The 19,936-nt window shown below is 66.9% G+C and carries 14 protein-coding genes and 2 tRNA genes; 7 read left to right on the top strand and 9 right to left on the bottom strand.

Annotated elements, in window-relative coordinates; genetic code table 11:
- Nucleotides 1–897: 897 nt before the first annotated feature.
- From VGK20_04570 to VGK20_04540, 7 genes are all read right to left on the bottom strand, one after another.
- The gene (locus VGK20_04570; protein ID HEY2773310.1) at nucleotides 898–2,331 is read right to left on the bottom strand and encodes a hypothetical protein; all 1,434 of its coding nucleotides are present in this window, start codon (nucleotides 2,329–2,331) and stop codon (nucleotides 898–900) included.
- 465 nt (nucleotides 2,332–2,796) lie between these two features.
- Nucleotides 2,797–2,872 (bottom strand) — tRNA-Lys (locus VGK20_04565).
- 63 nt (nucleotides 2,873–2,935) lie between these two features.
- Nucleotides 2,936–3,011 (bottom strand) — tRNA-His (locus VGK20_04560).
- An 81-nt stretch (nucleotides 3,012–3,092) separates the two neighbouring features.
- On the bottom strand, nucleotides 3,093–4,121 hold the full coding sequence (locus VGK20_04555; GenBank protein HEY2773309.1) for an alpha/beta hydrolase: 1,029 nt from the start codon (nucleotides 4,119–4,121) through the stop codon (nucleotides 3,093–3,095).
- 99 nt (nucleotides 4,122–4,220) lie between these two features.
- Nucleotides 4,221–5,159 (bottom strand): sucrase ferredoxin, encoded by a 939-nt coding sequence (locus VGK20_04550; protein ID HEY2773308.1) that lies wholly within the window; start codon nucleotides 5,157–5,159, stop codon nucleotides 4,221–4,223.
- Nucleotides 5,160–5,225: 66 nt separating this feature from the next.
- Nucleotides 5,226–5,822 carry a hypothetical protein gene (locus VGK20_04545; GenBank protein HEY2773307.1) on the bottom strand — a complete coding sequence of 199 codons (597 nt, stop codon included), beginning with the start codon at nucleotides 5,820–5,822 and terminating at the stop codon, nucleotides 5,226–5,228.
- 108 nt (nucleotides 5,823–5,930) lie between these two features.
- A complete protein-coding gene (locus tag VGK20_04540; protein HEY2773306.1) occupies nucleotides 5,931–6,194 on the bottom strand; it encodes a hypothetical protein in 264 nt (87 codons plus the stop codon).
- 282 nt (nucleotides 6,195–6,476) lie between these two features.
- Between VGK20_04540 and VGK20_04535 the strand changes: the two genes are divergently transcribed.
- From VGK20_04535 to VGK20_04520, 4 genes are read left to right on the top strand one after another with little or no spacing between them, the layout of a single operon-like run.
- On the top strand, nucleotides 6,477–9,278 hold the full coding sequence (locus VGK20_04535) for a 2-oxoglutarate dehydrogenase E1 component (GenBank protein HEY2773305.1): 2,802 nt from the start codon (nucleotides 6,477–6,479) through the stop codon (nucleotides 9,276–9,278).
- Entirely contained in the window at nucleotides 9,268–10,593 is a 1,326-nt protein-coding gene (gene odhB / locus VGK20_04530) for a 2-oxoglutarate dehydrogenase complex dihydrolipoyllysine-residue succinyltransferase (protein ID HEY2773304.1), read from the top strand. The genes VGK20_04535 and odhB overlap by 11 nt, the downstream gene beginning before the upstream one ends.
- 51 nt (nucleotides 10,594–10,644) lie before the next feature.
- Nucleotides 10,645–12,054: a dihydrolipoyl dehydrogenase gene (gene lpdA, locus VGK20_04525; GenBank protein ID HEY2773303.1), complete on the top strand. Its 1,410-nt coding sequence runs from the start codon at nucleotides 10,645–10,647 to the stop codon at nucleotides 12,052–12,054.
- 19 nt (nucleotides 12,055–12,073) lie between these two features.
- The gene (locus VGK20_04520) at nucleotides 12,074–12,880 is read left to right on the top strand and encodes an endonuclease/exonuclease/phosphatase family protein (protein HEY2773302.1); all 807 of its coding nucleotides are present in this window, start codon (nucleotides 12,074–12,076) and stop codon (nucleotides 12,878–12,880) included.
- Here VGK20_04520 and VGK20_04515 read toward each other — a convergent pair.
- Nucleotides 12,846–14,168: a glycosyltransferase family 39 protein gene (locus VGK20_04515; protein ID HEY2773301.1), complete on the bottom strand. Its 1,323-nt coding sequence runs from the start codon at nucleotides 14,166–14,168 to the stop codon at nucleotides 12,846–12,848. The genes VGK20_04520 and VGK20_04515 overlap by 35 nt on opposite strands.
- A gap of 175 nt (nucleotides 14,169–14,343) precedes the next feature.
- On the opposite strand from VGK20_04515, the gene VGK20_04510 reads away from it, so the two are divergent.
- From VGK20_04510 to VGK20_04500, 3 genes are all read left to right on the top strand, one after another.
- Nucleotides 14,344–15,885, top strand: coding sequence for a glycosyltransferase family 39 protein (locus VGK20_04510; protein HEY2773300.1), 1,542 nt, complete (start codon nucleotides 14,344–14,346; stop codon nucleotides 15,883–15,885).
- Nucleotides 15,886–15,963: 78 nt separating this feature from the next.
- Nucleotides 15,964–17,175, top strand: a complete 1,212-nt coding sequence (locus tag VGK20_04505; GenBank protein ID HEY2773299.1) for an acyl-CoA dehydrogenase family protein — start codon at nucleotides 15,964–15,966, stop codon at nucleotides 17,173–17,175.
- 9 nt (nucleotides 17,176–17,184) lie between these two features.
- Nucleotides 17,185–18,336 carry an acyl-CoA dehydrogenase family protein gene (locus VGK20_04500; GenBank protein ID HEY2773298.1) on the top strand — a complete coding sequence of 384 codons (1,152 nt, stop codon included), beginning with the start codon at nucleotides 17,185–17,187 and terminating at the stop codon, nucleotides 18,334–18,336.
- Between the two features lie 13 nt (nucleotides 18,337–18,349).
- Here VGK20_04500 and VGK20_04495 read toward each other — a convergent pair whose 3' ends face one another.
- A complete protein-coding gene (locus VGK20_04495; protein HEY2773297.1) occupies nucleotides 18,350–19,813 on the bottom strand; it encodes a serine hydrolase domain-containing protein in 1,464 nt (487 codons plus the stop codon).
- Nucleotides 19,814–19,936: the final 123 nt, after the last annotated feature.

The following is a 19,936-nucleotide window of genomic DNA, read 5'->3' as shown; positions in this document are numbered from 1 at the left end:
CCTGGTCCGGGCGGCCGCAGCGCGGACACGGCAGATCGAGACTGACCCCGCTCGTGAAGCGTCGCACCAGTCGGGCGGACAAGCTGAGCGTCCCGCTGGCGAAGTCCGCTGTGCCCGTCGCATCGCCGTCGAACCATGTGACCGAGCAGAGCGAAACGCCGCCCGCGGAGATCGGCCGCGGCGGCCCGAACAAGGCGACGCAGGGACTACCGGCGCAGTCGGCATTGCTCACGCAGGACTCGAACGTAAATAAGCACCGGCGCCCCTGGCTCGGTCCGGCCAGCTCGCACGTCGTATCGACGTTGCAATCGCATGTGGCGACGCAAGAGCCCGAGCCGCACTGTTTGTCGTCTGTGCAGACACTCGCATCGGTAGTGCAGTGGCGTACCACGTTGAGATCGAAAAGCCGTCCCGCGAACCCGGACTGAACGTCCAGTCCAGTCCAACCTTCCTTCAGCTCCGAGCCAAACCCGGAGCGAACTTCGAATGATGAACATGCAATGTCAGGCTCGTAACACGGGCACACCAGGGGGACCGGTAGATCGACCGCGGCCTGCAGCACGAGCAGCGCATCGCTCGCGGTAATGTAGCCGCTCGAATTTACGTCACAGGCGCAGCGTCGCGCGTCGCAGTCGGGGCCGTCGACCGCAGCCCGGAGAATCGCCAGCGCGTCAGAAGCTTGCGGCGACACGTTCCCGGTATGCGGCGCGCCACACGGCTCCGCGGGCTGCGCCGACGCGGGAATTCCCCAAAAAAACAGCGCCAAGCCCGCGAAGCTCCAAGCCAGTCGAGCCGCACGGAAATCGAAACGAAGAGATCGCCGAACGGTCACCAGCGCAGTCAGCACCACGGCAGCGCTGGGCATCTGACCGCTTGGCCACCCGCCATCGAAGTCGATCAAGGCGCCACGGCGGCAGTCACGCCGATGGCGGCGGTGATCTTGTTCCCGTCGGAGTCTGTCGCGTCCTGGATCGTGACCGGGAACTGATCGGCGGTGGGCGTCTGACCGACGTTCGGGTCGAACGTGCACTGCACCAGGTCGGTCGGCGCAGTGAATGGAGTCAGCGCGATCAGTGCCAGGTTCAACGTCGAATTGGCCTCGTCATCATTCGGTGCGAACAGCGCCTCCTTAACTAGGTTCGAACAGACCACGGCGCTCCCGGTTCCCCGGAAGCCGCCTGGAGCCCCTGCGTAACTGGTGGACCACTGTAAGGCCCCGACCGACGAAGACGCCGAAATCAGCCGGTACGTTACGGTGATCAGCCCCTTCAAGGTGGTCGTCGTCGGCTCAGGCGTGGTCGTGGTTGTCGGCTGGAACGTATCCGGCGGCCACTCGCAGTTGATTAGCGCGATCGACACGACAGGCAGCGGGACGACGTCAACGAGATTCGGATACGAAGCCTCGGTTACGGTGACGCCGAAGTCGGCGCTCACCGGGGTGGCTGACGACTTGAACGTGCACTCGGAAACATAAGTTGGGCCAGTGAAGCCATTCAGGCTGATGATGCCGGACGACAGCACATGTTGGGCGTCTTTGTCGTTGAAGCTCGTCAGCGCGCCCGTGACCGTGCTGGAGCACTGGACGCTGCCGCCTTCACCAAGGAAGTAGCCCTGCGCGTTGCTGTAGTCGGTGTCGAACTGCAGCGACCCAAGGTTCACGTCATCGTCCAGGTGGAAGAGGATCGTGCAGGCAAGCGGCAGCGTCGTCGAGGTCGTCGTCGTCGTGTTGGTGGGCCCTGTGTACGATGTCGACGAGGAGGTGGACGTGGTGGTCGTCGAGCCCCGGCACACCGGGTTGTCGGCGCAGTTCGGGTCGACGCAGTCAATGAGCCCGTTGCCGTTGTCGTCGATGCCGTTCGTGCAGTTCTCGCACGATGTCGGATCCGGAGTCGGGCTGATGCAGACCGGGGGCGTGGTGTCGCAGCCGGCCGTCTTGCAGGCGCACTGGGAGCTGGCCGTATCCTGGAGCTTGGAGATGTCGACATCCTCAAACTCGCAGCTGAACAGGCTCGTGACGGCGGAAATGGTGCAGCTGGTACCCGAGACCGTCGCGCGGTGATCGCCGTCGCTCGTTTCCACCACACCAAGGGTGCAGCCAGCGAGTACGGGATTGATCGTACACCTCGGGCTACCGTCCCGGCTGTGCGCGATGGTGGCGCTGGCCTCGGTCAAGTTCACGTCGACGATGACGCTGCTGCAACTGCCGCTTCCGTTGATTCCGAAGAACAGATTGACGAGCCCTGCCCCGCTGCCGTTGTTACAGCCGCCAAGGACGCCGGCCAGCGTAAGGACCGCCGCGCTAATCCCGACTTCGCGAAACCGAGTGTTCATGGGCCCGTCCTCCCAACCAACTCCGCCCGACGATCCGGCGAAGCCGTCCATGGCTTTGCCCCGTATCATTGTCACATCGATTGACGGCGAGTCCACGGGAGTTTGAACGTGCGGTGATCCAGGCCACTTGACGGTGAGCGCCACCGCTCGAAGTGTCAGACTAATGGATTCCAGGCAGCCGAATCGCTGCGGTAGGGCACGACATCGGCGGCGTACCAGTCTGCTCTCGGGCGTTACGAATCGTTCCTGCGGCCAACCCTACGCCGGGCGCGGAACTTCGGGGCCTGCTGCGACGCTGGCCAGACGGAGCGAGACGCTGAGCTAACGGCGAGCAATGAGTTCGGAGAGTGCGGCGTCGCACAGCGACCGGTGACTATGCGGGTGACAACCGCCGAACCGGGTTGAGGCCTTTTGCCTCAACCCGGTTCGGAAGCCGCTTAACTTTACGGATCTGGAAAGAAAAAGTGGTGGGTGCGCCTGGGGTCGAACCAGGGACCCGCTGATTAAGAGTCAGCTGCTCTACCAACTGAGCTACGCACCCACAGGCCGGCTCTGCTACCCGATGCCCGTCCGAAGGGCAACATCGCCGCGTGCACGAAAAAGATGGGGTGGGCGACGGGATTTGAACCCGCGACAACCGGAACCACAATCCGGGGCTCTACCAACTGAGCTACGCCCACCGCGTGCCGGCTGCCTCTGGAGCACCGGATTTGCGGGCATCAAAGAGGGCAAAGCTAGGAAAAATCCCTCGCGGAGTCCAATCAGTCCGTTTCGCTGCCTCCGCTGTCGCTGCCGCGAGCCGGCGCATTTCCGATGTGCGACGGGGCCTGCTTCGGGGCGTTTCCGGTCTGCTTCGGCGCATGCACGTCCGCGAGGAATCGAAGCAGCGCCTGGCCTACTTCCTTCGGTTTTTCGTAGTGCGAAAGGTGGCCCGCATCGTCGATCAATTGGATCGTCGCCTTCGGAATCAGCGTCGCGGCGACGTCGGCACCGCTGGCCGGAGCCACTTCGTCCTGGCGTCCCCAGAAGATCTCGATCGGCACCGGGGATGCCGCAAGCTCGCGATAACGTGCGGTGAAATCCGACAGCGGGACGTGGCGCAGCGTCGAAAGGAAGGCCCGCTTGTAACCGGCAAACTCGAGCTGGGGCCGGAATCGCTCGAGCAGACCGGGAACGAGCGATTTGTCGTGCACGACGGCCGCCTGCCCTGCCATCAGCACGCGTTCACCGATCACCTGGATCAGCCAGTCGCCGACGATCGGCATCGTGAGCAGATGCGATCCTCCCGGCACGGCAATGCGAAATCCGCCGGGGTCCACCATCGTCAAGCTCGCGACAGCGTCGGGATGCCGCAGCGTGAATTCCGACGAGATGATGCCGCCCATCGACAGCCCGACCAGGTGCACTTTCCCGCCAAGACCAAGGCTGCGAAGAAGGCCGCCCAGCTGGCGGTCGAACAGGTCGAGGTCGTAGTCGGTCCACGGACGGTCGGACCACCCTCGTCCGTACAGGTCGTAGACGAGCGTGCGGTAACCGTTGTCCCGCAGCATCTGCACGAGGTCGCCCCAGATGTAGGACGGCGAGTTCAGGCCGTGCACGAAGACGACGACTTCGGCCGGGGCAGGCCCTTCGAGCGAATAGAACGTGTAGCCGTCTTCGAGACGCACGAAGTCGCCGGGCGCGCCGCGCCTCGCATCATCGTCGAGCGTCTTCGACTCGCCGCCGACGATCCACGGCACAGCGGCAATCACGGCAACAATGACGAGTAGAATGACGCCGATCACACGCATTCTCACCCATTCTCACCCTTTCTCAATTTGGCAGCGCGGCTGCCGCGGCGCGAGGCACGTTCTCGACACGACGCGGCCTTCGCGTGCGCGTCGCTCCGCTCACGCGACCAGATTCCACGGCGCTTCCGACTCCGGATCGCGGCCGCAGCTCGTGGGCGTGGTGATCGCGTGGCTCGCGGCGCGTTCGACCACGGCCTGCACGGCATGGCGGCGTCCACCGTCGCAGATCGCTTCGAGACGGACGTTCCAGCGATCCCCGCTCGGCTCGACCTGCCACGCCAGCGTCGCGTTCTCGATGCTCTCACCGATCTCGAGCCAGAGCCGTCTCTCGACGATCTGCGCGGCCTCCGGCAACGCGCAGCGCCCCCGATAGATCGTCTCCACGCGCGACAGCAGCGCGCTGCCGCCGTCGAGCACCGCTTCGGCATCGTCGCCGCCGAGCCGGCCGAAAAGGCGTCCGCTCGGCAGGTCGATCAACGTCGGGGCGAAGCGATGACCACCGAGGTGGCTCGTCCTCCACACGCGCACGTCGCTATGCCGCCGCGCGAGCTGCGAGAAGCGAACGAAGAGCGGATAGCCGAATCGTCCGCAGCACGCGTCGCGTGCGCCGTGCGTGCAGACGAGGATGTCGCGGGCGGCGTCGGCTACCTCGACGCGCCCTTCGGCGAGAGAGCCGGTGAGCGTCAGCCTTTCGATCGAAGCGCCGAGGTCGCGGCGCAGGGCGATGTACTCGCGCCTCTCGAAGCGCTCGAACGAACCCGGCTGCCGCGTGAACCAGAGAATGCGGGCGCGGTCGGGCTCTCCGTCCGGCTCCAGCGCGAGAAGGCGCACCCGCTTCGATTCGCGCCCCGTCCTTGCGATGGCCGCATCGAGCGCGGCATCCGACGCACGCGAGCCGGCCAGGCGCGGAGTCCACGGCGGCGCAAGCTCGAAGGCCAGCACCGCGTCATAACAGCCGGCGGTCCCGATCAGCGGCAGCCCGTGGAGGGCCGACAGCTCGCTGCAGGGGCCGGGGCCGGCCGCGCCAAGGAGATTCATGCCCTCATGCTGGCATGCGAAGGCGTACGAGAAAACGGTAGATCGCAGGCCGGGGCCGGCGAGCGGTCAGAATAGCGGAGCGGGGGCCTGGCAGTAGTGCGTCGTCAGGTTGCACTCGTAGAAATCGTGGCAGTCGATGTTCTTGAAGCACGGCTTCTCGCAAAGCTCGTCGTTCGGGTTGCAGCGGAAGGCGGTCGGAAGCGACGAACAGTCGGAATTGCTCGAGCAGTGCAAGGGCATCGTCGTCGTCGTCGACGTCGTGGACGTGGAGGTCGTCGATACGCGCTCGACCAGGGTCGTCGTCGTCGATGTACCTGACGAGCAGCTCGGGCACGACAGGGCAACGTTCTGCCCGACGGCGACCTTGAGGCAGACCAGCGCGTCCACGGTGGTCAGCGTGCCGCTGCCGTTGGCGTCGCAGACGCACAGCTCGCAGGTCTTGGATCCGACCGAGGCCTGCAGGACGAAACCGCAGTCGGCAGCCGATGGGCCGGTCCCGCTCGAAAGCGGCTGGGAGCAGTCGCCCTTGGCGGCCAGGGCGGGCAGGACCAGAATCGGGCCGCCGGCGGTCACGATCGCGACCGTCGCAGCGGCAACCAGTGCGCTCTTCCAGCTTCCCCTGCGGCTCACGAACTCGGTTTCGAGCTTCACGGTGTCCTTCACGGCCGGCGGCTATCCGGCGGAAATCGTTGGTGGTGGCCCCATTCGGCAGCCGGACGGGCACGAACCGGCAGTGTGACCCGGACCGGCGCTGGTCTCAAGTATGAAATTTCAGGCCGCCGACCAATGGTGGCGGTTCCAGATCGCATTGAAACCGTCGGTCAGCCTCGCGACCAGGGCCTCGGCGTCGGTGTACGGTTCGGCCGGAAAGCGCACCGCTTCCTCGAGCAGCGCGGCGCAGTCGAGGCCGTACTCCGCCTGGTCGAGCAACGCCTGGATGATGTCGACGGAGCCGGCGATCGAGTCCGGCTCCTCGGCCAGGCGTTGCCGCAGCTGCCTCAATTCGGGACGGGTGAATGTCTTCGTCGTTTTCATCCGGAACTCCGGGCGACCCTCGCACCAAAAAGCATAAGGTTTCTCAGGCTTTACCGTAAGCCTCGCTAATCGGATCGCGTTGCCGCGGCGCTGCGGCTGCCAGCGGTGACGATCGCTGCGCGACTCGATGCGGCAGCCGGCCGGCGCCTGCTCGCAACCACAGCGCGATGCCGCTTAAAATGGGCGCCCTGCGTCGCACCGGCAAATCGGGACCATCCCAGATTCGGTGAGTGCACGACGTCTACGCAAAGTCCGCGCCGGCTCCAGCGGCGCAACCAGGTCATGAGCAAGCCCGATTTCGCAAACATCTCCAACGCCGACTACGTCGACGCACTGTACCGAAAGTACCTTGCCGATCCCTCGTCGGTGGGCGAGGACTGGCGCCTGTTCTTCGCCGGCTTCGATCTGGCGGGCGGCTCGCCGGCAGCGGCACAGGCGGCGCCTGCTGCAGAGGAAACGCCTCGGCCCTCGCGCCGCGGCGCGGCAACGCTGGCAACGGCGAGCGTTCTCGACCTGATCCACTCGTACCGCGAGCTCGGCCACCTCATCGCCGACCTCGATCCCCTCGGCCAAAACCAGCCTTCGCATCCGCTGCTCGAGCTTTCGCAATTCGGGCTGAGCGAAGCCGATCTTTCGCGCGCGGTCGAGGTGCCGGGATTCAAGGCCAAGCCCGTCGTGCGCATCGGCGAGCTGATCGAGCACCTGCGCGCGACGTACTGCGGCACGGTCGCGATCGAGTACATGTACTTCCAGAGCAAGGAGAGGCGCGAGTGGATCCAGGAGCGCATCGAGCCCTCCTGCAACCGCCCGGGCCTGAGCGAGGCCGAGCGCATCGAGATCCTCGACCAGCTTCTGCGCGCGAACATGTTCGAGCAGTTCCTGCACAAGAAGTACGTCGGCGCCAAGCGCTTCTCGCTCGAAGGCGCCGAGTCGCTGGTGCCGCTCACGCACCAGATCGTCGAGGAGAGCGGACGCCTCGGCGCGCGCGAAGTCGTGATGGGCATGCCGCACCGCGGGCGCCTCAACGTGCTCGCGCACATCCTCGGCAAGCCTTACGAGATGATCTTCTCCGAGTTCGAGGGGAACTTCCTCGCCGAGAGCGTGCAGGGCGACGGCGACGTCAAGTACCACCTCGGCTATTCGCGCGATCACCGCACCAGGTCCGGTTCCGACATCCACCTGTCGCTGCTGTTCAATCCGAGCCATCTCGAGGCGATCAACCCGGTGGCCGAAGGCATCGTCGCCGGAAAGCAGCACTACCTGGCCGATTCCGATTGCAGCATGGTCCTGCCGCTGCTGATGCATGGCGACGCGGCATTCATGGGCCAGGGAATCGTCATGGAGACGCTCGGCCTGTCGGAGCTCGACGCGTTCCGTACCGGCGGCACGATCCACCTGATCGTCAACAACCAGATCGGCTTCACCACTTCGCCCAAAGACTACCGCTTCACGCGTTATCCCACCGAAGTCGCCAAGCTGATTTCGGCGCTGACGCTTCACGCCAACGGCGACGATCCGGAAGCGGTCGTGCAGGTGGGCCGCATCGCGGCGGAGTTCCGCTCGCGCTTCCGCGAAGACGTGCTCGTCGATCTCGTCTGCTACCGGCGCCACGGCCACAACGAGCTCGACGACCCGACGTTCACGCAGCCGCTGATGTACCGCAAGATCGCATCGATGCCGCCGGTGTCGCGCGTCTACGCCGACCGCCTCGTGCGCGAAGGCGTGCTCGACGAGCGCGGCGTCTCCGACATCGTCGAGCGCATCGACACCGAGTTCAACAAGGCCCTCGATTACGCGCGCGACTTCATGCCCAAGCAGCAGGTGTTCTCCTTCGGCGGAGTCTGGAAGGGGATCACGTGGGCGGGCGAAGACTGGTCGGCGACGACGCGCGTGTCGGCGGACCTGCTTCGCGAGGTCGCGCGCACGGTGGCCGTCAAGCCCGACGGCTTCACGCCCCACCCGAAAATCGCGAAGCTCTACACCGAGCGCACGCACATGGTGTTCTCGGGAGCGGGAATCGACTGGGGCTGCGGCGAGATGCTCGCCCTCGGCACGCTGCTGCTCGAGGGCACCTGCGTGCGCCTTTCCGGGCAGGATTCCGGCCGCGGCACGTTCAGCCACCGCCAGGCCGAGCTCCACGACATGGAGAACGGCTCGATCTGGGTGCCTCTCGACCACATGAGCGCCGAGCAGAGCCGCTTTTACCTGATCGACAGCAACCTGTCGGAAGCCGGCGTACTCGGCTTCGAGTACGGTTTCGCGTCGGCCGACCCGCGAAACCTCGTGGTCTGGGAAGCCCAGTTCGGCGATTTCGCCAATGGCGCCCAGATCATCATCGACCAGTTCATCGCCTCGGCCGAATCGAAGTGGCAGCGCACCAACGGCATCGTGCTGCTGCTGCCCCACGGCTACGAAGGCCAGGGCCCGGAGCATTCGAGCGGCCGCCTCGAGCGCTTCCTTACGCTGTGCGCCGAGCAGAACATCCAGGTCTGCAACCTGACCAGCCCGGCCCAGCTCTTCCACGTGCTGCGCCGCCAGGTGAAACGCAACTTCCGCAAGCCGCTCGTCATCATGAGCCCGAAGAGCATGCTGAGGAATCGCCTCTGCGTCTCGACGATCGAGGACTTCACCGACGTCGACTTCCGCCTGGTGCTCGACGAGACCGGCGACATCGATCGCGAGCACGTGCGTCGCGTACTGCTGTGCAGCGGCAAGGTCTACTACGACCTGGTCGCCGACCGCACCGAGCGCAACATCCACGACGTCGCGATCGTGCGCGTCGAACAGCTCTACCCCTTCCCCCTCGCCGAGATCCGCGAAGTGCTGTCGCGCTATCCGGCCACGACCGAAGTGGACTGGGTACAGGAAGAACCGAAGAACATGGGCGCGTGGCGCTTCATCTTCGATCGCAACCACATGATTTTCGACGACCAGCGCATGCTCTACTACGTGGGCCGCGAAGCGGCGGCCAGTCCCGCCACCGGCTCCTACAAGAAGCACCAGGCCGAGCTGAGGCAGATGCTCGACAACGCGTTTCGCCCGAGCCGTGCACAGTCGGTCTCGTGGGTGAGCCATGCCGGCTGACGTCGTCGTCCCGCAGCTCGGAGAGTCGATCACCGAGGCCGAGGTCCTCGCGTGGCGCAAAGCCGACGGCGATGCCGTGGCCGTCGACGAGATCATCGTCGAGCTGGAAACCGACAAGACCACCGTCGAGTTGCCGTCGCCCGCCGCCGGAGTGCTGCGGATTCTTCGCGACAAGGGCGCCGTCGTAAAGATCGGCGAAGTGCTCGCCCGCATCGAGGAAGCAGACGCCGCAAAGGCTGCCCCGAAGGCAGCGGCCGCGCGCCGGGACAGTGCGGGCGCAAAGGCGGCGCCGGCAACGGCTGGGCCTTCTGCGATGCCTGCTGCTGTGCCTGCTGCCGCTCCCGCTGCGGCTGCGGCGAGCGCCGCTGCCGCGAGGGTTGCGCCGCCTGCGGCGACGCCTTCACCGGCGGCCGCTTCTTCGGCCGCTCCTCGCCTCGGCCGCGCCGCCCGGCGTGCAGCCGAAGAGCAGGACGTCGATCCGTCTTCCGTACGCGGAACCGGCCCCGGCGGACGCGTGACCAAGGGCGACGTTGCGGCCGCCGTGGAAACGCGGGGCCGCGAAGCTGCGCCTTCGCCGGCCCCCGCCGCGACCGTGCAGCAGCGTTCTACTGCCGACGACGGCGAAGAGCGCACCCGCATGACGCGTCTTCGCCGCACCATCGCCGACCGCCTCGTCGCGGCCCAGCACACCGCCGCGATCCTGACGACGTTCAACGAAATCGACATGAGCGCCGCGATGGAGCTTCGCGCGCGTCACAAGGAAACGTTCCAGAAGGCCCATGGAGTCTCGCTCGGGTTCATGTCGATCTTCGCGCGCGCATGCATCCTTGCGCTGCGCGACGTGCCGATGGTCGCGGCGCAGATCGATGGCGACGAGGTTGTAACGAGGAAGAGCGTGCATCTCGGCATTGCGGCATCGACCGAGCGCGGACTGGTCGTCCCGGTCGTCCGCAACGCGGACGCGATGACGCTGGCCGGCCTCGAGCGCGAGATCGGGCGCCTGGCCGCCCTTGCCCGTGACGGCAAGCTCGAAGTGGCCGACCTTTCCGGCGGCACGTTCACGATCTCCAACGGCGGCGTGTTCGGGTCGCTGCTGTCGACGCCGATCCTCAATCCGCCCCAGAGCGGCATTCTCGGGATGCACAAGATCGAGAAGCGGCCTGTCGTCGTTGCCGACCAGATCGTGATCCGGCCGATGATGTACGTGGCTCTCTCCTACGATCATCGCCTCGTCGACGGCCGCGAAGCCGTCACCTTCCTCGTGCGCGTCAAGGAGCGTGTCGAGGATCCTTCGCGACTGCTGCTCGAGATCTGACGGCGCCCTGCGCGCCGCAGCGGGCAGTTTCGCTGCCCCAACGGGGGAAACATGGCCAGACAGCGTTACGATCTCGTCGTCATCGGAGCCGGACCGGGCGGATACCAGGCCGCGATCCGCGCATCCCAGCTCGGCCTGAAGACCGCGATCGTCGAAAAAGACGGCACGCTCGGCGGCACCTGCCTCAACGTCGGCTGCATCCCGAGCAAGGCGCTGCTCGAATCCTCCGAACTGTACGCGCAGGCACGCGAAGGCCTCGCCGTGCACGGCATCAAGGCCGGCGACGTTGCGCTGGATCTCGGTGCGATGATGGCGCGAAAGCGCACGGTCGTCGACGGCCTGACGCGCGGCGTGCAGGGCCTGATGAAGAAGAACAAGATCGACGTCTGGCACGGCAACGCGACCATCGCGGCGGCGCCGCCCGACGGCATCGTCGAGGTCACGGGACTGAACGACGCCGAGCTGGAAACCGCGAACATTCTCATTGCGAGCGGCAGCGTACCGATCTCGCTTGCGCATCTTCCGGTGGACGGCAAGCGCATCGTGAACTCCACCGAAGCGTTGTCGTTCGATGCCGTGCCGCAGCGCATGCTCGTCGTCGGCGGCGGCGCCATCGGCCTGGAGCTCGGATCGGTCTGGAGCCGCCTCGGCGCGAGCGTTCGCATCGTCGAGCTGATGGACCAGATCGTGCCCGGCACCGACCGCAGGAGTGCCCAGCTTCTCGAGCGCTCGCTGAAGAAGCAGGGCATCGAGATCCTGCTGCAGACCAGCGCAGTGGCCGCCGCGGTCTCCGGCAAGGGCGTCAAGGTCACGCTCGAGGGCAAGGACGGCAAGCGCAGCGACGATACCTGGGACGTCGTGCTCGTCGCCGTCGGAAGACGCGCGTTCACCGACGGGCTCGCCCTGGCCGAGGTCGGCATCGATGCGGACGAGCGCGGCCGCATCCGCGTCTCGGAGCATTTCGAGACGAGTAAACCCGGCATTTTCGCAATCGGCGACGTCGTCGCCGGCGCGATGCTCGCGCACAAGGCTTCCGAAGAAGGCATCGCGTGCGTCGAGCGCATCGCGGGCGTGGCAGGCCACGTCAACTACTCGGCAATCCCGTCGGTGGTCTACACGTGGCCGGAGCTGGCCACGGTGGGACTCGGCGAGGAGGCCGCCCGCGCAGCAGGCCACGACGTCAAGGTCGGCACCTTCCCGTTCACGGCGACGCCGCGCGCGCGGTGCACCGGCGAGACCGACGGCGCCGTGCGCATCGTCGCCGACGCGGCCACCGATGCGGTGCTCGGCATCCACATCGTCGGCGCGAACGCCTCGGAGCTGATCGCCGAAGCCGCGGTCGCGATCGAGTTCGGTGCGACGGCAGAAGACATCGCGCGCTCCGCCCATGCCCATCCGACGCTGGCCGAAGCGATCAAGGAAGCGGCACTCGGCGTCGACGGGCGCGCGATCCACATCTGAGAGCGGTCGGGCTAGCACCGTGAACCTGCGTCTGCTGGCGTGGAACGTTCACGGTCTTCCTGCACCACTGACAAGGAAGCGTCGCGCGCGCCTTCGTCGCATCGCCGCCCAAGTCGCGCGCGAAGCGCCGGACCTCGTCACGTTCGAAGAAGCGTGGGGCGGCTCGGTGCGCCTGCTGTGCCGCGAGCTGCCGTCGTATCTTCCGTTCTTCGTGCGTGCGCCGGCGACGGTCGCAGCCGGAGGCTTGCTATGCCTCGTGCGCGACAACGGAAACTGGCGAGCAACCGCGCGCCCGCGCTTTCGCCGCTATTCGCTGCAGGCACCCGCGTGGAAGCTGTGGCAGGGCGACGGTGCAGCGGGAAAAGGAGCGCTTTTCGTCGCGCTCGACGGCCCCGGCGGTCCCCTTTGCCTGGCGGCAACGCACCTGCAGTCGCGCTATCCCGGCCAGCCGTACCGCCAGGTGCGGGTTGCGCAGCTTCGCGAGCTGGCCAGATGGATGGACGAGATCGGCGCGGCTACGCCGATCCTGGTTTGCGGCGATCTCAACACTCCGGCGACCGACGAGGAATACCCGCTGCTGGTCGCTCCACTCGGCACCGACCTGACGACGGATGCGCAGGGCACCGGAGCCGTCACGAACTATCCAACGCGTTCGAGCGCCGCGTGGATCGACTATGCGATCGCGCGGCTCCCACGCAATTGCTCCGCGCGCTCGAGCACGCGCCTGATCCTCAATGATGCGGCCGACGAGCCGTACTCGGACCACCACGGGCTCGTCGTCGACATCGAGATCACTGGTGCAGGCCGAAGCGGCGAGTCGTCGTGACGATCGTGTCGGCGGCAAGCACGCACAGCAGCGGCACCAGCGGAAAATGGAAGCGCTCGGACCCGTAAAGGACGATCACGAAAAACGCCGTCCACACCAGCAGCGTGACGATCAGCACCAATTCCGGACCGTCGCGATCGCGCAGCATCCTGACGGCAGCCGGCACCGCAAGCAGCAGCACGGCCCAATAGAATATGTTGCTCGCGCGGCCCAGCGCATCGACGACGGACGGCGTCGCCGGCGACCCGGGTGCAGGGCGGTACCATTCTCCCCACACGCGGTCGGCGCGATACATGAGGAAAAGCCGCTTGCCTTCGAGGACGATCTCGCGCCCGGGGTGCTCGCGGATGTACTGGAGCGCCGCCGCTTCGCGCCGCTGGTCGACGGCAAGCTCGCCGGCCGCACCGCCGGAGACGAGATCGCGGTGGTCGGCTGCGGGATCCGGCGAGTAAAGGTTCATGTCGCCTTCGGCGACGGGATTGTGCCCGATCAGCAGCGTGCGGCCGAAACTGGTGCTGACCGGAACGAAGCGTCCGAACAGCAGCGCGTTGCGAACGAGCCACGGCAGCTCGGCAGTGGCCGCACCGATGGCTGTCAGGAGAAATAACGCCAAGGCCGCGCCGGCGCGCGACGCCGCAGTGCGAGGATCTATCGTGCTGGTCGCCTCCCCATGCTTCACGTTGCTGGTGGTAACCAGCACGAGCGGAGGCACGAGCAGGAGGACGACAGCCTCGGCGCGAACCAGCGAGGCGAGGCCGACGCCGATTCCCCAGACGATCCAGCCGCGTAGCGCGCGCCCGTCGAGTCGCGCGCCACTGTTCTGCACGAGCAGGATCGCCGCGAGCACCAGGATGCAAAGCAGCAGCGTGAACACCGTCTCGCTCATCACGAGCGAACAGAAAAGCAGCTGGCTCGGGAACAGTGCGACGAGCGCGACCGTGACCGCAGCGGCTGCCGGTCTCGAGACTGCCACCGCGATGCGACCGGCCACCCAGCACGTCGCCGTCCCCGCAACGACGTTGAGCAGATAGGCCCGTGACGGGTCGGAGCCGAACACGCGATAGACGGCTGCGAGGATCGCAGGATAACCCGGCGGCCAGGCGGCTGTCGGCTGTCGCGTCAAGTGATGGATGTAGCCGAGCCCGGCCGCGAGCTGCTCCGCGGCGGCGTGGTACCACATCGCGTCGGCGTAGATTTGCGGCGCGGGCACCGTGAGCCAGCGCACGAACGCCAGGCGCAGCGCCAGCGCCGCCACCAGGAACAGAACGACGCTGCGGCGCATCGGCATGGCGGCCGCTTTGCCCATAAGCTCGTCGAGAAGCAATTGAAACGCTGATGCCGGTGCCCGGCACTGCGGTACCCGGCCCTGGCGCTGGCTGCCCCCACCGCTGCGGTTGACAGGAGGGGGACTGTCTGCCAGTTGGCGCTGCTCCTGCGCGCACCGCGCTGCAGCCGCTTTTTCGATGCCGCATGTTCGCGCGATGACCGGTGCCCTGCAGTGGTGGCAGCGCGTGCTGCTCGCGCTGCTCGTCGGCTGGCTCTTCGTGTTGATGGTCGTCGCGTCCCGCGACAAGGCGTTCTGGCACGACGAGATCTACACCGTGCTCGCATCGGCGATGCCGCCGGCAACGCTGTGGCGGGCTTCGATCGACGGCGTGGATCTCTCCCCGCCCCTGTTCACCGCGCTCACGCACCTTGTCCGGCCTGTCGTTGGAGTCGGACACATCGCGACCCGGTTGCCGTCGATGGCCGCGTTCCTGGTCGCCGCGGTCGTCGTGTTCGCGATGGTTCGGCGACGAGCCGGCGCGCTGGTCGCGTTTGCGGCGGTGCTCGCGCTCGCGTCGACCGAGGCCTGGCATTTTGCGACCGAAGCCCGCGGCTACAGCCTGACCGTCGCGTGGTTCGCACTCGTGCTGCTCGGCTGGTCGGAGGCTGCAGCCGGCCGTCGCGCAGCGGCCAACCTGGCGTTGATGTCGATCGCCCTGGCCGCCGGAGTCTGGACGCACTACTACTTCGTCCTTGCGCTGTTGCCGGTCGCGGTCGGCGAAGGCGTACGGCAGCTGCGCGGCCGTCGCCTCGAAAAGGCGCCGTGGCTGGCGATGGGCATCGCCGGCGTCGCGATGCTCGGACTGCTGCCGCTCGCAGAAGCCGCCGCGTCCCAGCGGCCGGCCTTCTGGGCACGCCCGCAGAAGCCGGGCGTCGCCGGGATCTACCCGTACCTGCACGCCGACTTCGGGCTTCCGCACGTCGTCATCGCCCTGCTGCTCCTCCTCGCGGCAGTCCAGACGTTGCGGCGCCTGCGCTCGCGCACGTGGCCGCTGCGCGTGCCGCTTCACGAGATCGCGGCCGGCGCCGTGTGCCTTGCGCTGCCGGCGCTTTGTGCGCTGCTCGGATACTTCCTGCAGGTCTTCGACCAGCGCTACGCGACGTTCACATCGGCTGGTCTTGCCATCGTGATTCCCGTCGCAATATGGGTGCTCACGTCCGACCGCGGCCCGGGGACTGCGCTGTTTGCCGCCGCGGTGGCGGCAGGGTTCGTCGGCACGAGCATCGAGGCCTTCCATCCGCCGCTGTGGCGCGATCCTTATCTGACGCATCCGATGCTCGCGCAGCAGCTGCAGGCAGGCCGCGAGATCGTCGTTACCGGCGGCGCCGATTACCTGGCGTACTGGTACTACGCTCCCGACGACGAGAAGGGCCGCGTCCTCTACGTCGCCGATCCGGTTGGCCAGCTTCGCGACACGGGGCGCGACACGATCGACTCCGGCTACGTGGCCCTCGCCCGCTGGGCACCGGTGCCCGTGCGACCGCTGGACGACTTCCTGCGCAGTCATGCGAGCTTCCTGCTCTACTCTCCGGTGCCGGGATGGACCGAGCACACCCTGGCGCTGCGCGGAGCGACGCTCACGCAAGTCTCCGGCGAAAGCACCGGCTCCGGCGTGCTTTACGACGTCTCGACGACAGCCAGGCCGGCCGCGCGTGCACCGGCGCCGCGCGCATCGTAGACACTTCGACGCAACCGGGAGCCTCTGCGGGCCGCTCGTACGCAACGACTTCTCGCAGCCGACGAACAGGAGCACGACATGGCCGAGAGAACCGATACGAAGGAACAAGCCGAGTTCCGCGAGTACTGCAGGCGCTGGCTCGCCGAGAACCGCCCTGCCCCGCCGTCGTTCCGCCTGCCGATCTCGGCGATCGAGGTGATGACCGACGATCAGTTCCGCTACCTGCACGACTGGCAGAAGAAGTGCCACGGCGCGGGCCTGGTCGGCACCGATTACCCGAAGGAGTACGGCGGCCATGGCCACAAGGGCCTGCAGTCGATCGCGATCCAGGAGATGGGACGCGCGGGCGTGCCCTACATGCTGAACATCATCGGCCTCAACATGGCCGCGCCGACGATCCTCGTGCACGGCACCGAGGAACAGAAGCGGCGCTACCTTCCGCCGCTGCTCTCCTCGGACGAGATCTGGTGCCAGGGATTTTCCGAGCCCGGCGCCGGCAGCGATCTTGCGGGCGTGCAGACTTCCGCCGTGCGTGACGGGGACAACTGGATCATCAACGGACACAAGGTGTGGACCAGCCTCGCCCATTTCGCGAGCTGGATGATCCTGCTGTCGCGCACGAGCAGCGACGACAAGTACAAGGGCCTCACGTATTTCGTCGTGCCGATCAGCGGCACCGACGGCGTCACGGTGCGTCCGCTGATCAAGATCACCGGCGAAACCGGCTTCAACGAAGTGCTTTTCGAAGATCTCGTCGTTCCCGACAAGATGCGCCTGGACGAGGTCGGCAAGGGCTGGAACGTCGCGATGACGACGCTCACCTACGAGCGCGGCGCCGCCGAGGGCGCCGGCTCGGGCGGCGGCATCTCCATCGACGAGCGCGTGCGCCAGCTCGTGCGCCTGGCGAAGGCGACCAGGCGGCCGGGCGGAAAGACCGCATGGGACGACGCCGTGCTGCGCGACCACGTCATGCAGCTTGCGATCCGCGCGGAGGGGTTCCGCCAGACGTCGCGCCGCGCCCGCGTCGAGTCGCTGTGCGAGCAGCCGCTGAGGCTGCCGCTGCAGCAGAAAGTGCTGACGAGCGAGCTGATGCAGGACATCGCAGCCACGGCTCTCGAGATCGAGGGCGCCTGGGCGAGCCTCTATCTCGGCGATCACCGTGCGCCCGACGGAGGCCAGTGGCCGCTGGCGTACCTGAATTCGTACGGGTTCACGATCGCCGCCGGCAGCAACGAGATCCAGCGCAACATCCTCGGCGAGCGCGTGCTCGGCATGGCCAAGTCGAAGTAGGAGACAGCGATGGCACAGCCGAAGAATTTCGGATTCGGACCCGACGAGCAGATGGTTCGCGACCAGGCGAGCCGCTTCCTCAAGGACAACCTCCCGGTCGATCGCCTGCGCACCCTCGTCGCGCACGACCACCACAGCGCTTACGAATCCCCGGTGCAGCCCGTTGCCTGGGACCAGAAGCTGTGGCGCGACGCCGTGGCGCTCGGCTGGACCGGTCTCGGGATCCCCGAAGACGACGGCGGAGTCGCGCTGCCCCTGGTCGCGCTGGCATCGGTCGTCGAGGAAGCCGGCCGTGCGGCATTTCCGTCACCGCTGCTGTCGACGCTGTGTGCGACCGAGGTGCTCAAGGCCTGCGAGACTGCCGCGGCGCACGCCGCGCTCGCCGAGATCGCCGGCGGGGCGGCCGCCTCGCTGGCGACGACCGGAGAGGCTGCGTCGTGGGAGACTGCGGACGCGGACGTCACCGCCACCAGCATCGATCACGGCTTCGTGCTCGACGGAGTTGCCCATTTCGTGCAGGACGCTCGCAAGGCGGCGTTCTTCGTCGTGTCCGCGCAATCGAAGGGCGGCGCGATTCTCGCGCGCGTCGCGGCCGACGCGCCGGGGGTCTCGGTCGACCCCGATCGCATCGCGGACCTTACGCGCGACCAGGCGAGCGTGCGCTTGCAGGGCGTCGACGTGAAGCCGGACCACGTGGTCGCACCGGCAAAGCTCGCCGACGAAGCGCTCGCGAAAGCGCTGCCGTCGATTCTCACGCTGGTGGCCGCCGACATCTGCGGCGCCGGCGAGTGGCAGCTCCAGACGACGACCGAGTACGCGCGCACCCGCAAGCAGTTCGATCACGCGATCGGCTTCTTCCAGGCCGTCAAGCATCCGATCGTCAACATGATGCTCGACCTCGATCGTGCGCGCTCCCTCGTCTATGCCGCAGCCTGTGCGGTCGACCACGAGCCGGCCGATGCGCTGCGACTGGCGCGCATGGCGAAAGCTGCGGCCTCCGACGCCGCGAAGTTTCTTTCGGGCCGATCGATCCAGCTGCACGGCGGCATCGGCTTTACGTGGGAGTGCGACGTGCACATCTGGGTCAAGCGCCAGCAGCACAGCCAGTTCCTGTGGGGCGACGCCACCTGGCACCGTGCCCGCCTGGCCGAGGCGTACTAGAGAACGGTACGCGTCACCGCGCGGAGGCTTTCTTTTTCGGCTTTTTCTTCGGCTTTTTCGCGTCTTTCTCGCGCTTGGCGCGGCGCTTGGCGCGGCGCTGCCCTTCGCCCTTCTTCTTCGCCGTCCCCGCGACCGCATCGCGCCCGGTACGACTCCGCGCCTCCTCGCGCGGGCGCGGCGGCACCGATTCGTCCTTCGGGCAGTGGGACGCGATCGTGTAGACGAGCATCCCGCCGCGGTGCATTTCCGGATAGAACACCGGCTTGCCGCTGGTCATGATCGCGCACGTCAAGTGACGCTGCGGATCGGCCCAGCCGACGATGTTGGTGAGCCCGAGATGCCCGAATGCGTGCGCGCTGTCGAAGCCGTAGAGGCTCAGCCATTCCCCCCCGAGCATGAAGCCCATGCCGTAGCGAAGCGGCACTCCGAGAGTGAAATCCAGCTCGCCGTAGGACTGCTCGGACGTCGCGCGCCACACGGTGCGCGGCTCGAAGATGCGCTCCCCGCGAAGCGTGCCGCCATTGAGGAGAAGCTGGTAGAACTCGCAAAGCTCGTCGGCCGTCGCGATGAGGTTGGCCGCCGGAAGCACGCCCATCAGGTAGCGCGGGTCGTTCGAGAGGCGCACGGCTTCCTCGAAATCGATGCCGAGCACCCGCCGCACGATGGCGCCCATCGGCGGAACCAGCGGGAGCCCGGTAAAATAGCTCGTCGCCACCTGCTCGACGTCGCGCCGCTTGACGCCGAAGTTCATCCAGCGCCAGCCGAGAGGCTTGCAGAACTCCTCGTCGACCACGTCACGAATGTTCTTGCCGGTGATGCGGCGGACGATTTCGCCGATCAGGAAACCGCCGGTAACGGCGTGGTAGGCCAGGCGGCCGCCGGCGCGCGAAATCGGCCGCGACTCGCACAGCAGGCGGATCGCCTCGGCGTTGTCGATGTCCTCGAGGTAGGCAAGGTCGAGCGCCGCGTCGGGAATGACGGGAATTCCGGCGCGGTGCGTCAGTACGTGGCGGATCGTGACCCATTCCTTCTTGTGCTCGACGAACTCGGGAATGTACTCGCAGACCGGATCGTCCAGGTGCAGCAGGTGGCGCTGGTCGAGAAGGTGAATGACCATCGCGGCCATCGGCTTGGACGCGGAGAAGACGTTGAACGGCGTGTCCGGCGTCACCTCGACGTTGGGCGTTCCCGGGATCTCGTCGGGGCCGCCGCCGTGCGACAGGCCGATCGATCGCTTGAGCACGATCTCGCCACGCACGCGGATGCAGATGGAGATCGCCGGATGAATCCCGGTGCGATACCAGCGAAGCGCGGAGTCCCAGATCTCCTCGACTGCTTCGTGCGCCAGGCCGACGCTGGCCGGCGCCACTTCGGCCTTCGCATCGATGGTCTGCACCGAGCCGAGATCCTCGGGAACCGGCGCGCGAGTGACCAGGGACGGGAGGAACCAGAAGTCGGACAGGCCGAACGAATCCATGGTGGCGCACCCTAGCGGTTGGCCGTCGCCGCGGCCAGCAACGTACGCCACTGCGTGCAGCTGGATGCCCTGACCCGCGCCAGTGAGCACGGACGTCGGTCCGCAGTTTTTCCGCAACCTGCT

The organism is Candidatus Binatia bacterium (assembly GCA_036493895.1).
Taxonomy (GTDB): Bacteria; Desulfobacterota; Binatia; order UBA1149; family CAITLU01; genus DATNBU01.
Note: the sequence above shows the minus strand (reverse complement) of the source record. Positions and strands in the feature narration are given on the sequence as shown.

What these genes read in the sequence shown, in the direction of transcription:
- VGK20_04570 (HEY2773310.1), bottom strand. Translation starts at nt 2,331, where the DNA reads ATGAACACTCGGTTTCGCGAAGTCGGGATTAGCGCGGCGGTCCTTACG.
- VGK20_04555 (HEY2773309.1), bottom strand. Translation starts at nt 4,121, where the DNA reads ATGCGTGTGATCGGCGTCATTCTACTCGTCATTGTTGCCGTGATTGCC.
- VGK20_04550 (HEY2773308.1), bottom strand. Translation starts at nt 5,159, where the DNA reads ATGAATCTCCTTGGCGCGGCCGGCCCCGGCCCCTGCAGCGAGCTGTCG.
- VGK20_04540 (HEY2773306.1), bottom strand. Translation starts at nt 6,194, where the DNA reads ATGAAAACGACGAAGACATTCACCCGTCCCGAATTGAGGCAGCTGCGG.
- VGK20_04535 (HEY2773305.1), top strand. Translation starts at nt 6,477, where the DNA reads ATGAGCAAGCCCGATTTCGCAAACATCTCCAACGCCGACTACGTCGAC.
- odhB (HEY2773304.1), top strand. Translation starts at nt 9,268, where the DNA reads ATGCCGGCTGACGTCGTCGTCCCGCAGCTCGGAGAGTCGATCACCGAG.
- lpdA (HEY2773303.1), top strand. Translation starts at nt 10,645, where the DNA reads ATGGCCAGACAGCGTTACGATCTCGTCGTCATCGGAGCCGGACCGGGC.
- VGK20_04515 (HEY2773301.1), bottom strand. Translation starts at nt 14,168, where the DNA reads ATGCCGATGCGCCGCAGCGTCGTTCTGTTCCTGGTGGCGGCGCTGGCG.
- VGK20_04510 (HEY2773300.1), top strand. Translation starts at nt 14,344, where the DNA reads ATGCCGCATGTTCGCGCGATGACCGGTGCCCTGCAGTGGTGGCAGCGC.
- VGK20_04505 (HEY2773299.1), top strand. Translation starts at nt 15,964, where the DNA reads ATGGCCGAGAGAACCGATACGAAGGAACAAGCCGAGTTCCGCGAGTAC.
- VGK20_04500 (HEY2773298.1), top strand. Translation starts at nt 17,185, where the DNA reads ATGGCACAGCCGAAGAATTTCGGATTCGGACCCGACGAGCAGATGGTT.
- VGK20_04495 (HEY2773297.1), bottom strand. Translation starts at nt 19,813, where the DNA reads ATGGATTCGTTCGGCCTGTCCGACTTCTGGTTCCTCCCGTCCCTGGTC.